The organism is Neorhizobium sp. 2083, from assembly GCF_031455615.1.
Taxonomy (GTDB): domain Bacteria; phylum Pseudomonadota; class Alphaproteobacteria; order Rhizobiales; family Rhizobiaceae; genus Neorhizobium.
Genome location: NZ_JAVDTC010000005.1, coordinates 238,583 through 253,924 on the forward strand (window position 1 = coordinate 238,583; position 15,342 = coordinate 253,924).

Below are 15,342 nucleotides of genomic sequence, written 5' to 3' on the forward strand. Positions count from 1 at the left end.
TAGGAAGCTGGGAATCCATGCGCTCACCCCGGTTAAGATCCTACCCCAATTGCTGATCCCTCTATCCTTGCACCCCTCCCTCGCGTAACCATCCCCTCGCATCCAACCGGGGCCTCCTCACCCATGCGCCGACTCGCCCTCGTCTTCGCCCTGTTAGCCGCCACCGCCGCCCAAGCCCGCACCTACACCTCCCCGCAGGCGCTGATCAATTGCCTCTATGCCGAGACGTTCGATTCCGCCTATTCTTCCGAGGCGCTCAACGAGAGCCTGACGGCGAATGGCGAGGCGGTGGATTTCGATCCGATCCTGGCCGGGCAGGATGGCGTCGCCAGCAATGTCCGGCTTTCCCCGCCGATCATCCTCGGCGACATGGCCGAGCTGGAAGTGTCCTTCCGCAACGGCAACCGTTCGGCGACGCCCTATTCCACGCTGGTGCGCGAAAACGGCGGCTGGAAGGTGGACGACATCGCCGACCAGTCCGGCGACGACCCCTGGAGTGTTCGCGAGCTTCTGGGGCAGTAGCGGGCTGGGTTTTACGCGGGGGTACCACCCTCCTTTCTCCGGCCATAACTTTCCTCCGCGGCCTTTTGGCGGTCCCTTTCCTCCCTCATTCCTGTGCTTGTCACAGGAATCCAGCAGCGCCGCGTCGGCGGCGCGGAAGACTCTACTTGCCTCGACCCCACACGAAAATGTCTCTCGCCGTGCAGACGCACGGCGGATGGATCCTCGGGTCGAGCCCGAGGATGACGCCGATGGGTGGTGTGCTCCGCCCCTTCCTCCGTGATCCTCGGGCTCTCAGGTCGTCATCCTCGGGCTCGACCCGAGGATCCACCCTCCAGGCACCACCCTATCCGGGTATATTCGGCACCTCCCTCTCAGCTCCGTCAAACACTTAACCTCCACTTCATCCCCACCCTCCCAACCCATGCCTACAATCTCCCCGTTCCGTCGCGGATACACCGCAAGGCGTTGCGGCGAGGCGGGACCGGCGCCGGGTGGGAGGAAAGGACGTAAGTCCTTCCATCCGGGGTTCGCGGAAAATGGTCTCCCTCCGGCGACACGGGGAGAGGCGGAGGCAAACGGACCGGGCCTTCGTCTCTTGATGCCCGAAAGAGCGCGCCGGGCGTGCCTGTGCGGCACACAGGGTGGTCGACCGGATGGTTTCGCCGGGCTCATGGAAGTCCGTCCGTCCTTGTCCTCGCGTCTGACCCGAGAACAGGGACGGAAAGTCCGGCAGCAGGGAACCGTCCGGAAAGGCCACGGCAGAGGGACCGGAGTCGCGGATAAAAACCGCCGAACGGGGCGCTGAGAGGTGTCACTTATAACTTAACTTACGAGGCAGCTTTCAGCGCCCCGTCCGACAGAAATCATCGAGATCGCCAAGGGATCATCATGTCCGACAGAAAGCCGCCGCCCCTCGAAACCTATCTCGCCGCCCGCACCGCCGAAATGCTCGCCCTGCCCCAGATGGCCTGCCGGCGCCGCGACTGCCGCCGCCGGAATGAATGTTACTGGCATTTCAACGCGAATGGCGAGCCCTGCTGCCTGAATAACCTGAATGCCGGGCAGCGCCGGGCCTTCGACGAACTCTACGATCAGGCCCGCCGCATCCGCGATCATGGCGGCTGGAACGAACGGCTGATGTACGCGTCCCGCTATCCCATCCGCCGCGCCCTGGAAGACGCCGGCCTCGATATCGCCAACACCATGATTCACAAGAGCGACCGCAAGCGCTGGAATGCGTTTCGCAGGAAACGCGAGGCGCTGGCGCCGGAGGAGCCTGATTGAGGTGGGCGGGCGTGGGGACGGTGCAAGGGGATCGCGTATGACGCACCGCCCCCCGGCCCTTCGCTTGGGCTCAGGGCGTTCGTCACTGCAATCGATTCACTGGATCGATTGCTCGGGCTGCGCCCGACCGTTCCTGCCCGGCCACTCGCTTTGGCTCGCGGCGTTCGAAGCTCAAAACGCTCCACCGGAGCGTTTTGCCGGATGAGGCGAGGTCTTGACGGGGCCGAGTGTGACGCACCGCCCCCCGGCCCTTCGCTCGGGCTCAGGGCGTTCGAAGCTCAAAACGCTCCACTGGAGCGTTTTGCCGGCCGCAGGCCGTCGCTTCTCACCCCACAAACGCCCTTTCGATGACGAATTCGCCGGGCTTGTTGTTGGAGCCTTCGACAAGGCCCGCCTTTTCGAGCAGGTCCTTGGTGTCCTTCAGCATCGCCGAGGAGCCGCAGATCATGCCGCGGTCGACGGCCGGGTCGAGCGCCGGGACGCCGAGGTCGGAAAACAGCTTGCCGTTCTCGATCAGGTCGGTGATGCGGCCCTTGTGGGAAAATTCCTCGCGGGTCACGGTCGGGTAGTGCTTCAGCTTGTCCCCGACCAGGTCCGCCAGGAATTCGTGGTTCCTGATCTCCTCCATGAGGTCGAAGCCGTATTTCAGCTCGGCGACGTCGCGGCAGGTATGCGTCAGGATGACTTCCTCGAACTTTTCGTAGGTCTCGGGGTCGCGGATCAGGCTGGCGAAGGGGGCGATGCCGGTGCCGGTCGAGAACATGTAGAGCCGCTTGCCGGGCGTCAGCGCGTCGAGCACCAGCGTGCCGGTCGGCTTCTTGCGCATCAGCACCGTGTCACCGGGCTTGATCGCCTGCAGATGCGAGGTCAGCGGGCCGTCCGGCACCTTGATCGAGAAAAATTCCAGCTCCTCGTCCCAGGCGGGGCTGGCGATCGAATAGGCGCGGTAGACCGGCTTGTCGCCGACCATCAGGCCGATCATCGCGAACTCGCCGGAGCGGAAGCGGAAACCGGCCGGCCGGGTCATGCGGAAGCGGAATAGGCGGTCGGTGTAATGCTCGACGGCAAGCACCGTCTCGGCATAAACGCCGTCCGGAATCTTTGCCGCCGCCGGGGCCGCCGCCTGGTTCTCAGCCACTACGAAGTCGTCGGTCTTTGCTGGAGCGTTCATACCTGCCCGTCTTTCCGTCCTAAGAAGTCTCTTCGTCTCGTCGTTTTTCGCAAAAGCGAAATATACCATATGGCCCCGCATTTGAAGGCATCCGCGTGTCTTTGTCGCAGAGCTTCAGGAAAAATATGTGCGGGAAACTCACCTTTGTCCGGTCTTCCCGGGGCCTCAGGCGGTCACTGTCCGGCGGCGCCAGCTATAACCCTCGCCCTTTTCGGCGTGGCGGGCCGTCGGCTGGTAGTGTTCGGCGATGCCCGGCAGCCGGCCCTCTTCGAGCCGTTTCAGCGCCGTGGCGTTCTTCACCGAAAAGCTGTCGATGCCACAACGCAGCATCAGCGGCACCTGGTCGATCAGCACGTCGCCGACCGCGCGCAGCTCGTTCCTGTAGCCGAGCCGGTCACGCAACAGCGAGGCATGCGAAAAGGCGCGGCCGTCGTTGAAGGCCGGGAAATCCACCGCGACGATCTCGATGCGGTAGAGATAGGGTTCCAGCTTGCGCACGTCGTCGGCCGGGCGGATCAGCACGCCGAGGCCGACATCGTTGCTTTCCTCGGCCCGGGCGATCATCTCGTCGAGCGGCAGCAGCACCTTCTGGTCCTCGGTCGCCTTCACTTCCTCGGTCTCGATCACCCAGGGGTCGTTCTCGACGAAGCCGGTTTCTCTCCAGATACGGGTCATTTACGCAGCCTCCGCCTTGGCATCGCCGTAGAGCGCTTCCTTGAAAGGCTGTGGCCCGACGCGGCGATAGGCCTCGAGAAAGGTTTCCTCCTTCGACGTACGAAGGCCGAGATAGGTATCGACGATAGTTTCCACCGCGTCGGTCACCTTGTTCGGCTCGAAGCCGCGGCCGATGATTTCGCCGATCGAGGTATTTTCATCCCCGGAGCCTCCAAGCGTGATCTGATAGAGCTCGGCGCCCTTCTTCTCGACGCCAAGGAGACCGATATGGCCGACATGGTGGTGGCCGCAGGCATTGATGCATCCGGAAATCTTGATCTTCAGCTCGCCGATTTCCGCCTGCCGCTCGGCCGCGCCGAACCGGGAGGAGATTTCCTGCGCCAGCGGGATCGAACGGGCGTTCGCCAGCGCGCAATAGTCGAGCCCGGGACAGGCAATGATGTCGGTGATCAGGCCGGCATTGGCGGTCGCCAGGTTCTGCGCCACCAGCGCCCGGTAAAGCGGCTCAAGATCGGCCAGCGCCACATGCGGCAGGATGACGTTCTGCTCGTGGCTGATGCGGATCTCGTCGAAGGCGAACTCTTCCGCCAGGTCGGCGATCGCGTCCATCTGCACCTCGGAGGCGTCGCCCGGAATGCCGCCGATCGGCTTCAGGGAAATGGTCACCATGCCATAGTCGGGATGTTTGTGCGGCTTGACGTTCTGGTCCACCCAGCGGGCGAAGGCCTCGTCCTGCTTCTTCCAGCCGGCAAGCTGCGGCCAGCCTTCGGCGCGGTCGGCCAAAGCCGGCGGCGCGAAATAGGCGGCGATCGCCTGGATGTCGGCGTCCGGCAGCTTCAGCTCGCTGCCCTGAAGGTGGGAGAATTCCTCCTCCACCTGGCGGGCCAGTTCCTCGGCGCCGGTCTCGTGGACAAGGATCTTGATGCGCGCCTTGTACTTGTTGTCGCGGCGGCCATGCAGGTTATAAACGCGCATGATCGCGGTCGTGTAGGACAGCAGGTCCTCCTCGGGAAGAAAGTCCTTGATCTTCTTGGCGATCATCGGCGTGCGCCCCTGCCCGCCGCCGACATAGACGGCAAAACCGATCTCGCCTTCCTCGTTCTTCTTCAGGTGCAGGCCGATGTCGTGCACCTGGATCGCGGCACGGTCGCGCTCGGCGCCGGTGACGGCGATCTTGAATTTGCGCGGCAGGAACGAGAATTCCGGGTGGACGGAGGACCACTGGCGCAGGATTTCGGCGTAAGGCCGCGGATCGGCGACCTCGTCGGCGGCAGCGCCGGCAAAGTGGTCGGCGGTGACATTGCGGATGCAGTTGCCCGAGGTCTGCAGCGCGTGCATCTCGACGCTTGCGAGCTCGGCCAGGATATCCGGCGTGTCGGAAAGTTTCGGCCAGTTGTACTGGATGTTCTGGCGGGTGGTGAAATGGCCGTAACCGCGGTCGTACTTGCGGGCGATGTGGGCGAGCATGCGCATCTGCTTGCCGTTCAGCGTTCCATAGGGGATCGCGACGCGCAGCATGTAGGCGTGCAGCTGGAGGTAGACGCCGTTCATCAGGCGCAGCGGCTTGAAGGCGTCCTCGGCCAGTTCACCGGCGAGGCGGCGGCCGACCTGATCGCGGAACTGCTCCACGCGGCTCGAAACAAAAGCGTGGTCGAATTCGTCGTAACGGTACATGACTTCCCCGAACTTTCGGTATCAGACTGCGATAAAAGCCGGATCGGCGGCGCGATATCCGGCAGCATATTCCATGGTCGGGCCCTGGGCACGGATCCGTTCGCGAAGGCGCAGCGGCCAGAGCTTTCCGTCCTGCTCCTCCACCTCGACGACGGCCACGTCAACCACCCGGTTCTCGGCAAAATCGCGCTTGCCGATCGCCTCCAGCGAGGCGACGGCCTCGGCATGGCGGGCGACGATCGCGTCCTGCAGGCCTTCCACCCAATGGCCATTCGCGTCGAGCCAGACGGCGATGCCGTCGGACAGGCGGTTGGCGGTCAGAACCTTGTCGGTCATCTTTTACAGTCCCACTTCCTCGCGAACCAGAACCTTTCCGGCGGAAAGCGGTTCGGACTTCCTGAAATTCGCACCGGCGACGGCTTCGCCGATGATTACCATGACCGGGCCGGACAGATCGTCGCGCGCTTCCAGATCCGGCAGTTCCCGCAGAACGCCGTGGAAAAGCCGGCGGTCGGCGCGGCTGGCATTTTCGATCACCGCGACCGTGGTTTCCGGCGCAAGGCCGGCGTCCATCAACCGTCCGGCGACCGAGGCCGCAACCGTGCGCCCCATATAGACGGCGATCGTCGCGCCGGAAATGGCAAGGCTTGCCCAGTCGGGCAGGACGTCGCCGGTCAGGTCGTGGCCGGTGGTGAAGATCAGCGACGAGGCGACGCCGCGCAGCGTCAGCGGCAAGTCGAAATCGGCGGCGGCGGCAAAGGCCGACGTGATGCCGGGCACGATCTCGTAACTGACGCCGGCTTCGCGGAGCGCGGCCATTTCCTCGCCCGCGCGGCCATAAACAAGCGGATCGCCGGACTTCAGCCGCACGACGCGCTTTCCTTCGCGGCCGAGCCTGACGAGCAACCTGTTGATTTCTTCTTGAGATTTCGAATGGCAGTTCTTGCGCTTGCCGACCGACAGGCGCTCGGCATCGCGGCGGCCCATGTCGACGATCGCCTGCGGCACCAGCGCGTCGTAGACGATCGCATCGGCTTCCATCAGCACGCGCTGGGCCCGCAGCGTCAACAGGTCCTCGGCGCCCGGACCGGCGCCGACCAGCCAGATATAGCCCTGGGCGCGGCCGGGGGTGGACAGAAGTGCATTGGCGGAACGGCGGGCCGCGGCCATGTCGTTGGCATCGACGGCGCTCGCGACATCCGCGGAGAAAAAGCGGCGCCAGAAGATGCGGCGCGATACACCGCGCGGCACCAGGCGTTCGGCGGCATCGCGATACTCGGCGGCAAGGCGGGCCAGCACGCCGAGCGAGGGCGACAGCATCCGGTCGATGCGGGCGCGGATCATCTGGGCGAGGACCGGGCCCGCCCCTTCGGTGCCGATGGCGATGGCGACCGGCGCGCGGTTGACGAGGGCCGGCGTGTAGAAATCGCAGAAATCAGGCTGGTCGACCGCATTGGCGGGGATTTTTCTGGCGCGGGCGGCGGTGACGATCGCCCGGTCCAGCGCGGCATCGCCGGTCGCGGCGAACACCATGACGGCGCCGCCGATCCGCTCTCCAATCCGGTCCGTCGAGAAATCCGACTGCACGGTCTCGATGCCTTCGGAGGCCAGCCAGGCGGCATAGTCCTTTTCCGGTGCGGAGACGCAGGCGACAATATCCGCCTCGGTGTTGCGCAACAGGCGGGCCTTGGCATAGGCTTCGTCGCCATTGCCGAACACGACAACGCTCCGTCCGCTGACGCGGAAGAAGGCCGGGAAGACCGACAGGCGTTGTTGGCTTGGGGACATGCGGTTATCCTGAATCATATAACAGCAATATCCACAATAAGGCGCCGGAATTGAAGGAATGGATATGCGAAGTGGGTTGCGACCGGGTATTTCTGTTTTACGATCAACCGGTTCTTGAGCAAAAGCCACCGCGGACGATATTTCTCCAGTATTTCAGTAGACTAAGATGTTTTGTTCCGATCGACCCGTTCCGCGCCATAAACTGCCTAGACACATCACGATAAAGAGTTCCCATGACAATCGCCGCCCGCCTTCTCGACGTCATCGAAAACGACATTCTGCCCCTCACGAAACAGGGCGTTGCCGCCGGCAACAAGGTTTTCGGCGCGGCGATCCTCAAAAAATCCGACCTGTCGCTGGTGATTGCCGAGACCAATAACGAGCTCGAGAATCCGCTTTGGCATGGCGAAGTGCACACGCTGAAGCGCTTTTACGAAACTACGCGAGAACTTGCGACCAAGGATTTGATTTTCCTTTCGACTCATGAACCGTGCACGATGTGCATGTCGGCGATCACCTGGGCGGGGTTCGACAATTTCTACTATTTTTTCAGCCACGAGGACTCGCGCGACGCCTTCGCCATTCCGCATGACCTGAAGATCCTGAAAGAGGTGTTCGGGCTCGAGCCCGGCGGTTATCGGCGCAACAACGCCTTCTGGCATTCCTATGCGATTGCCGATCTGGTCGGCAGCGAAGACGAGACGCTCCGCACCGACCTCCAGACCCAAACAGCCCGCATCAAGGCCCGTTATGACGGGCTTTCCGGCGTCTACCAGTCGGGCAAGGACAAGAACGACATTCCGCTCGCCTGATATTCCGGCATTGAAGGACAAAGACAGATGGAAGCATCGAAGGATATTTCGCGGCTGATCGAAATCATGGCGGCGCTCAGGACACCGGTTACCGGCTGCCCCTGGGACCTCGAGCAGAATTTTTCGACTATCAAGCCCTACACGATCGAGGAAGCCTATGAGGTGGGCGACGCGATCGAGCGCAACGACATGGACGACCTCTGCGAGGAGCTGGGCGATCTCTTGCTGCAGGTCGTGTTTCATGCCCGCATGGCCGAGGAAGCCGGAGAATTCGCATTTGGCGACGTGGTGCAGGCAATCACCAGAAAGATGATCCGCCGGCACCCGCATGTGTTTGCCGTTTCGGACGCCGCGACGCCGGATGCGGTGAAGCTGCAATGGGACGACATCAAGACGGAAGAGAAGCGCGAGCGGGCCGAACGGCGGGCGCGGCGCGGCATTACCGAAGACTTCAAGCTCGGATATCTCGGCAGCGTGCATCGCGCCCAGCCGGCTTTGACCGAAGCGCTGAAGCTGCAGCAGCGGGCGGCCAAGGTCGGTTTCGACTGGTCGGAGGCCGAGCCCATCCTCGACAAGATCGAGGAAGAGGTGGGCGAACTGCGCGAGGCGCTGCGCGACGGAAACCACGCCAAGATCTCGGACGAACTCGGCGACCTGATCTTCGCGCTGGTCAATATCGGCCGTCACGTGAAGGCCGATCCGGAAGAGGCGCTGCGCGGCACCAACACGAAATTCAGGCGACGATTCAACTACATCGAGACATCGCTTGAAAAGTCGAGTCAGACGCTGGAAGAGGCAACCCTGGAGCGCATGGAGGAGCTCTGGCAGGCGGCAAAGGCGATCGAGCGGCAGATCGGCTGACAATCCGGGCCGAGGAGCCGCCCGGCGCGACGGAGAATGAGGTCGCGAACTGCATGGCTTGACGCCGCACCACCTGCCGCCCGGCGGACGGTGGCACGGCTAAGCGCTCCCTATGCCAGCGGGTTCAGTGAGCGGTTCATCGCCACTATGTCGGCATGGGTGGCATTGGGTCCAAGCGCTCCCATCTTTTCGAGCAGCTGGTCGCGCTTGGCAGGCGCTTCGCCCTTGACTGCGGCAGCCAGTGCCTTGCGCATGGTGGCCGCGTCGTAATCGCACCAATAACCCGGTGTGGAGGGCTGTTGCCGCCACGACTCCGTCAGCGGCCCGCCATCGACCGGATCGAAGCCAACCTCGTTCACGATGCCCATGACAAGCTGCTTGGCCGCGGCATCGTCTCCGGCAACGGCCACGGCCAGCCTCCCCGGCGTACCTTCGGGCTGACCCAGCTGCGTCAGGGACCGGGCGAGGATGTTGTTGAACGCCTTGATGACGGGACGGCCGAGCTGCCTGGAAACCCACACGCTCTCGACTTCGCCCGCGTCAAGCTCGGCGATCTGCGGGTCGCGCATGCCCGGATAGTAGTTGGCGGTATCCACCACGGGAACGCCCGCCGGCACATCCTGGAAAAGGTCCCTGGGCAGCTTCGCGATGGCCGGGGGCGGAATGGACATGATGACCAGATCCGCGCCGGAGACGGCTGCGCGCGTGTCGGCCGCGGTGGCTCCGATTTCCTCCGCGAACGGCCGCACGGCCTCAGCCCCCTTCGAGTTCGCCACCCTCACCTCGTGCCCGGCCGCTGCGAGCTTGCGGGCCAGCGTGCCGCCGATATTGCCGATGCCGATAATGCCGATTTTCATCCTGTTACTCCTGTTGTTCTGCTCCCCAAAGTAATGGATACTGCGACAGCAATAAGAACAGACGAAAAAGTGGGTTACCCACCAAAAGGTAAGTATGGCGCAGGAACGGGACTGGAAGTGCGGCGATCCGCATCAGCATCTTATCTGGGCGGAAGCGACCACCGACGCCCTGAGGGTGCTGGAAGGCAAATGGAAGATCGTCATCATCTGCCAGCTGTTCGGGGCAAAGGACGCGCTGCGTTTTTCGGAACTCGAGAGGCGTGTCGAGGGCGTCAACCAGAAGATGCTCATCCAGCAGCTCAAGGAGCTGGAGAAGGACGGCATCGTGACGCGAACCGTTTATCCGCAGGTCCCGCCGAAGGTGGAATACGCGCTGACCGAGATGGGCAAGGCTCTGGGGCCCTCGATGGCGGAACTCATCGACTGGGCCTACAAGCGCCGGGATTGGATGGCTGAACAAGCCGCGACGTGAGCATCATCAGGCGATCCCCATGTCTCCAAGGCCGCGGCTTTTCGCAAAACCGGCCTAGACCGCGCGGCCGGCGGCGGCGACCTTCCCTGCCCGGTTCTGGAAGAGGCGGTTGAGCGCCCTTCGGGCCGGCTTTTCCACGAGATAGAAACTGGCGAGGGCGGTCGCGAGGGCGGCCAGAAGCAGCAAAGGGGTCGGCGCCGCCCCTTCGCGGTAGAGCTTGTAGAAGGGCTGCTGCCACAGATAAAGCGAGAAGGACCACAGGCCCGCATAGGTGAGGACCTTCGCGGACAGGACCTTGCGGAAGATCGGGGCCGCGCTGTCGATCGTGGTGATCGACAGCGCCAGCATGGCGGTCGACAGGCCGAACGAGAGAAACTGAGACGGCGCGCCCTTGGCCACGACAGCGATCAACAGCGCCAGCGGAGATATCCACCACGGCGCCCGGCGATTGCGCAGCAGCAGCCAAAGGCCGCCGGCCAAAAATATCCCGGCCACGGAGACGTCGCTGCGCCAGTGGGTATAGAGGACGCTGGCGCCGAGTTCCGTGCGAATGATGCCGTTCAGCATCGCCGCAGCGCCGAGCGCGATGACGAGGGCGGCGACCGGAAACAGTCTGCGCCGGGACAGGAATGCGATGCCGGCCAGAAGAATATAGGCATGCTCCTCGACGCAGAGCGACCACAGGTGATCGAGCAGCGCCACCGGATGCGTGTAGACCATGGCGTAGTTGATCGTGAACGTCAGCGCCAGCAAGGCGGCGACCGGACCGTGAGAAATCTCGCTGCCCTGGAAAGCAAGGGTGGTAATGACCACGAAGACGAACAGCGCCGGATAGATGCGCGAAAAACGCCGGAAAAAGAAGGTCGGCAATTCCGCCCGCCTGACGAACAGGATTTCTGCCATCAGCCGGCCGGACAGGACGAAGAACAGGTCCACGCCGAACGTGCTGACCCCGGGCTTGAAATCATCCAGCCAGAAGTGGCCGACGATCACGAAGATGACCGCCATGCCCCGCCATCCGTCCAGATAGTCGAGGTGCTTTCCGGTCTCTTCGTGCGGCGGGCTCTGTAGCATCGGACACCATCGTTGCCGGCCGGGAATGACAATGGGGGATCCGCGGCCGTTTTCGTCGGCCATGTTGCAACGCAAAAACCGGGCAACATCATGACGCGGCTCGCCGTCGCCCAAACAGGCGGCGGGGTGCCGTTAGCGTTCCCAGTCTTCCTTGGCGGCCTTCGGGCCGTTGCCGAGCTTGCGTTCGAACTCGGCCGCCTCGGCCTCGGACATGCGGACGTCGAGCGTGACGGAGCCGTCCTCGTTGTCCTCGCGGCCATCGACGATGGCGTTGCTATAGACCCAGGAGAGGATGGAAAGCTGGTCGGCCGGGATGATGATCGAGGTTTCGGTGAGCACGCCGGAAAGACGCTTCGAAATCTCGTCCATCAGGGCATCGACGCCCTCGCCCGAAATCGCCGAGACGGCCATGACGTTCTCGCGGCCGGCGGCGCGTTCGGCAATCGCCTCGTGGGCCTCCGGGTCGAGCCGGTCGATCTTGTTCCAGACCTCGATGATCCGCTTGGCGGCTTCCTTCTCGTCGATGCCGAGATCGGCAAGGATGCGCATCACGTCGCCGGCCTGGGCGGCGTTGTCCGGATCGGACATGTCGCGCACATGCAGGACGAGATCGGCTTCCAGCACCTCTTCCAGCGTGGCGCGGAAGGCGGCGACCAGATGGGTCGGCAGGTCGGAGATGAAACCGACCGTATCGGAAAGGATCACCGTGCGGCCGTGCGGCAGCTTCATGCGGCGCAGGGTCGGGTCGAGGGTGGCGAACAGCATGTCCTCGGCGAGCACGCCGGCACCGGTGATGCGGTTGAACAGCGTCGACTTGCCGGCATTGGTGTAGCCGACCAGCGCCACGATCGGATGCGGCACCTTGCGGCGCTTGGCGCGGTGGAGCTGGCGGGTGCGCACGACCTGCTCGAGCTCGCGCTCCAGCTTGACGATGCGTTCCTGCAAGAGCCGGCGGTCGGCTTCGATCTGGGTTTCACCAGGGCCGCCCATGAAGCCGGCGCCGCCGCGCTGGCGCTCAAGGTGGGTCCAGCTGCGGACCAGGCGGCCCTTCTGGTAGTTGAGATGCGCCAGATCGACCTGCAGCGTGCCTTCCTTGGTGGAGGCGCGGCGGCCGAAGATTTCGAGGATCAGGCCGGTGCGGTCGATGACCTTGGCCTGCCATTCCTTCTCCAGATTGCGCTGCTGCACCGGCGTCAGCGGATGATCGACGATGACGAGGCCGGCATCGTGCTCGTCGAGCAGCGCCTTGATCTCCTCGATCTTGCCGGTGCCCATCAGGGTGGCCGGGCGCGGCTGGCTGACCGGCACGATCAGCCCCTGGACGATCTCAAGGTCGATCGCCTTGGCAAGGCCGATCGCCTCTTCGAGTCGAGCCTCGTTGGAGCGCTGGGGTGCAGGCGCCGGGCTCGAGTCGCCCTGCCCGGCTTTCGGCCTGACCTGCTTGAGGACCGGCACGATGACGAGCGCCCGCATGTCGTCCCGGCGCTTTTCAGCCTCCGGGACCAGGGATTCGTTGGAAGTATCGCGATTTGAAATCTGTTCTGTCCTGTTAGGCGGCGTTCTCTTCGGTTTCGAACATCTGCATGGGCTGGCCCGGCATGATGGTCGAGATCGCGTGCTTATACACGAGTTGAGAATGGCCGTCACGGCGAAGCAGGACGCAGAAGTTGTCGAACGATGTCACGACACCTGTCAGCTTCACCCCGTTGATCAGGAAGATCGTCAGGGAAATCTTCTGCTTGCGAACAGTATTGAGAAATAAATCCTGCAGGTTCTGAGAACGTTCCGCCATAGCGCCGCTTCTTTCTTTTTTGCCGGCCGATAGCCGGAATCATGATCAAGCTTGATAAGAGCGACAGGGAAGCGCCCCGTGCTTCCCTTCCCCCGATGTTTGACTATCAAATCGCCGTCTTTTCCGCAACGTCGAAAAAGGCGTCGCGGATACTTGACGACACGGTTCCGGGATGGCCGTTGGCGACGGGCTTTCCGTCGATTTCGACGATCGGCACGCAGATCCCGGTGGCGGAGGTGAAAAACACCTCGCGGGCAGCCAGCATATCTTCCGTCCTGAACTCGCGCTCGACGGCCTTGAGGCCGAGCTTTCCGGCGACATCGATGAGCGTCGTGCGGGTGATTCCCTTGAGGATGCCGTGTTCGGCCGGTCGGGTCACCAGTTCGCCGTCCGGCGTGACGATCCAGACGTTGGAGGACGCGCCTTCCATGACGATGCCGTTGCGGTCGATGAAGATGGCGTCCTGGGCGCCTGCCTCCTTCGCCTGCTGCTTGGCGAGCACGTTCGGCAGCAGGCCGACCGTCTTGATGTCGACGCGGTCCCAGCGATTCTCCGGCAGAGTGATGACCTTGATGCCGCTTGCATATTTCCGTGCCGCGACCGACGGGTCGGTGCTCTTGGCCGTGATGGTGATGGTCGGCGGCGTGCCCTCGGCCGGGAAGTAGTGGTCGCGGCGGGCGGCGCCGCGGGTAACCTGCATGTAGAAGATGCCGTTCCTGACCCGGTTGCGGCGGAGCACTTCGCGGATGACGAAGGTCAGCGCCGCCCGGCTCATCGGCGAGGCCATCCTCAATTCGCTCAGCGAGCGGTCGAGCCGGTTCAGGTGGCGCGTCAGGTCGACGATCATGCCGTGGCGGATTTCGCAGACTTCGTAGACGCCGTCGGCGAACTGGAAACCGCGATCCTCCACATGCACCGCGGCTTCGGAATGGCGAACATATTGTCCGTTCACATAGGCAATTCTCGACATCGGATGTCCCTGCTCTTTTCGAAAATCGGGTCAGAAATACTGGATGGAAACGCGGAAAAGCTGCTCCACATGGCGTACGGCTTCGGCGGCTGCAAACAGCACCACACGGTCTCGCGCCTTGATCTTCGTATCGCCGTTCGGGCGGATCACCGCCTCGCCGCGGTAGATGGCGCCTATGCGCACGCCGTCGGGCAGGTCGAGTTCGCGGAACGGCCGGCCGACCAGCGGCGAGGTTTCGAGCGCCTCCGCCTCGATGACCTCGGCGGCGCCGTTCTCGACCGCATAAACCGAGCGGATGCGGCCCTTGCGGACATGCTGCAGCACGCGCGAGATCGTCACCGCGCGCGGATTGATCTGCGCGTCGATGCCGAGCGCATCGGTGACCTGATGGAAGGAAGTGGAGTTGATCAGCACCAGGTTCGACTTGCAGCCCAGCGATTTGGCGAGCACCGCGCTGAGGATATTGATCTGGTCGTTGTTGGTGAGGGTGATCATCAGGTCGGTATCCTGGATATCGGCCTGGGTCAGGATATTCTGGTCGAGCGCCGAGCCGTGCAGCACGATGGTGTTGCGCAGCTTTTCAGAAACGGCAAGCGCCTTTTCCCGGTCGCTCTCGATGATCTTCAGCCGCGTTCTCGGCTGGTGTTCCTCGATGGTGCGGGCGACGTAATAACCGATATTGCCGCCGCCGGCGATGATGATGCGGCGCGCCTCCTGCTCCTCGTGGCCGAACAGGCCGAGCGTGCGGCGGATGTGCTCGCGCTGGCAGATGACATAGGCGAGATCGCCGACCTCGAGCTCGTCGGCGGAGCGGGCGACCGTCAGGACGCCATTGCGGACGATGCCGACCACGGTCGCCATCAGGTCCGGGAAGAGATCCGAGAGCTGGTGGAGAGGCGTGGCGACGACCGGGCAATCCTCCATGCATTCGATCGCCACCATGGCGATGTGATCATCGGCGAATTTGACGATGTCGGTGGCGCCGGGAAAGGAGATGCGCCGCAGCACCATCTTGCCGACCTCGATCTCCGGGGAGATCGTCACGTCGATCGACATGTGCTGACGGCTGAAGAGATCCGCATATTCCGGCTTCAGGTAGCTCTGGGCGCGGATGCGGGCGATCTTGGTCGGCACCGAGAAGAGCGCATGCGCGACCTCGCAGGCGACGATGTTGACCTCGTCGTAGAGCGTCACCGCGATGATCATGTCGGCGTCTTCGGCGCCGGCCTTTTCCAGCATGTCCGGATGGGCGCCGTGGCCGACATAGCCCTTGACGTCGAGGGTCTCGGTGATGGCGGCGATCAGCGCGGCGGAGGTATCGATGACCGAGACGTCATTGTCCTCCTGCGACAGCCGTTCGGCGATGCCGTAGCCCACCTGCCCCGCGCCGCATATGATCACCTTCATG

General features: G+C 63.4%; 16 protein-coding genes. 5 read left to right on the plus strand and 11 right to left on the minus strand.

Features of this window, described 5'->3' with window-relative positions; translation table 11 throughout:
- Positions 1-123 precede the first annotated feature (123 nt).
- Both J2X76_RS20425 and J2X76_RS20430 read left to right on the plus strand, forming a co-directional pair.
- Positions 124-522, plus strand: coding sequence for a DUF3828 domain-containing protein (locus J2X76_RS20425; RefSeq protein ID WP_310219124.1), 399 nt, complete (start codon positions 124-126; stop codon positions 520-522).
- Between the two features lie 870 nt (positions 523-1,392).
- A complete protein-coding gene (locus J2X76_RS20430) occupies positions 1,393-1,788 on the plus strand; it encodes a hypothetical protein (RefSeq protein WP_310219126.1) in 396 nt (131 codons plus the stop codon).
- A gap of 325 nt (positions 1,789-2,113) precedes the next feature.
- Here J2X76_RS20430 and J2X76_RS20435 read toward each other — a convergent pair whose 3' ends face one another.
- From J2X76_RS20435 to cysG, 5 genes are all read right to left on the minus strand, one after another.
- Positions 2,114-2,959 (minus strand): ferredoxin--NADP reductase, encoded by an 846-nt coding sequence (locus J2X76_RS20435; RefSeq protein ID WP_310219128.1) that lies wholly within the window; start codon positions 2,957-2,959, stop codon positions 2,114-2,116.
- Between the two features lie 165 nt (positions 2,960-3,124).
- Complete coding sequence (locus tag J2X76_RS20440; protein WP_310219129.1) at positions 3,125-3,634, minus strand: DUF934 domain-containing protein; 510 nt, start codon at positions 3,632-3,634, stop codon at positions 3,125-3,127.
- A complete protein-coding gene (locus J2X76_RS20445) occupies positions 3,635-5,308 on the minus strand; it encodes a nitrite/sulfite reductase (RefSeq protein WP_310219130.1) in 1,674 nt (557 codons plus the stop codon).
- Positions 5,309-5,329: 21 nt separating this feature from the next.
- Positions 5,330-5,644 (minus strand): DUF2849 domain-containing protein, encoded by a 315-nt coding sequence (locus J2X76_RS20450; RefSeq protein ID WP_310219131.1) that lies wholly within the window; start codon positions 5,642-5,644, stop codon positions 5,330-5,332.
- Positions 5,645-5,647: 3 nt separating this feature from the next.
- Entirely contained in the window at positions 5,648-7,096 is a 1,449-nt protein-coding gene (gene cysG / locus J2X76_RS20455; protein WP_310219132.1) for a siroheme synthase CysG, read from the minus strand.
- A 233-nt stretch (positions 7,097-7,329) separates the two neighbouring features.
- On the opposite strand from cysG, the gene J2X76_RS20460 reads away from it, so the two are divergent.
- Complete coding sequence (locus tag J2X76_RS20460) at positions 7,330-7,908, plus strand: nucleoside deaminase (protein ID WP_310219133.1); 579 nt, start codon at positions 7,330-7,332, stop codon at positions 7,906-7,908.
- A 27-nt stretch (positions 7,909-7,935) separates the two neighbouring features.
- Positions 7,936-8,769: a nucleoside triphosphate pyrophosphohydrolase gene (mazG, locus tag J2X76_RS20465; RefSeq protein WP_113128986.1), complete on the plus strand. Its 834-nt coding sequence runs from the start codon at positions 7,936-7,938 to the stop codon at positions 8,767-8,769.
- Positions 8,770-8,879: 110 nt separating this feature from the next.
- Here the strand turns inward: mazG and J2X76_RS20470 are convergent, their stop codons facing one another.
- The gene (locus J2X76_RS20470) at positions 8,880-9,665 is read right to left on the minus strand and encodes an NAD(P)-binding domain-containing protein (RefSeq protein ID WP_310219381.1); all 786 of its coding nucleotides are present in this window, start codon (positions 9,663-9,665) and stop codon (positions 8,880-8,882) included.
- A 55-nt stretch (positions 9,666-9,720) separates the two neighbouring features.
- Between J2X76_RS20470 and J2X76_RS20475 the strand changes: the two genes are divergently transcribed.
- Positions 9,721-10,098, plus strand: coding sequence for a helix-turn-helix domain-containing protein (locus tag J2X76_RS20475; protein ID WP_113128984.1), 378 nt, complete (start codon positions 9,721-9,723; stop codon positions 10,096-10,098).
- 54 nt (positions 10,099-10,152) lie between these two features.
- On the opposite strand, the gene J2X76_RS20480 is transcribed toward J2X76_RS20475, so the two are convergent.
- The 5 genes from J2X76_RS20480 to trkA form a co-directional block, all read right to left on the minus strand.
- Positions 10,153-11,172 carry an acyltransferase gene (locus tag J2X76_RS20480; protein WP_310219137.1) on the minus strand — a complete coding sequence of 340 codons (1,020 nt, stop codon included), beginning with the start codon at positions 11,170-11,172 and terminating at the stop codon, positions 10,153-10,155.
- 132 nt (positions 11,173-11,304) lie between these two features.
- Positions 11,305-12,645: a GTPase HflX gene (hflX, locus tag J2X76_RS20485; RefSeq protein ID WP_310219138.1), complete on the minus strand. Its 1,341-nt coding sequence runs from the start codon at positions 12,643-12,645 to the stop codon at positions 11,305-11,307.
- A 76-nt stretch (positions 12,646-12,721) separates the two neighbouring features.
- A complete protein-coding gene (gene hfq / locus J2X76_RS20490; RefSeq protein ID WP_007757453.1) occupies positions 12,722-12,964 on the minus strand; it encodes an RNA chaperone Hfq in 243 nt (80 codons plus the stop codon).
- Positions 12,965-13,070: 106 nt separating this feature from the next.
- Positions 13,071-13,934 carry a D-amino-acid transaminase gene (locus J2X76_RS20495; RefSeq protein WP_310219144.1) on the minus strand — a complete coding sequence of 288 codons (864 nt, stop codon included), beginning with the start codon at positions 13,932-13,934 and terminating at the stop codon, positions 13,071-13,073.
- Positions 13,935-13,964: 30 nt separating this feature from the next.
- Entirely contained in the window at positions 13,965-15,341 is a 1,377-nt protein-coding gene (gene trkA / locus J2X76_RS20500) for a Trk system potassium transporter TrkA (protein ID WP_310219146.1), read from the minus strand.
- Position 15,342: the final 1 nt, after the last annotated feature.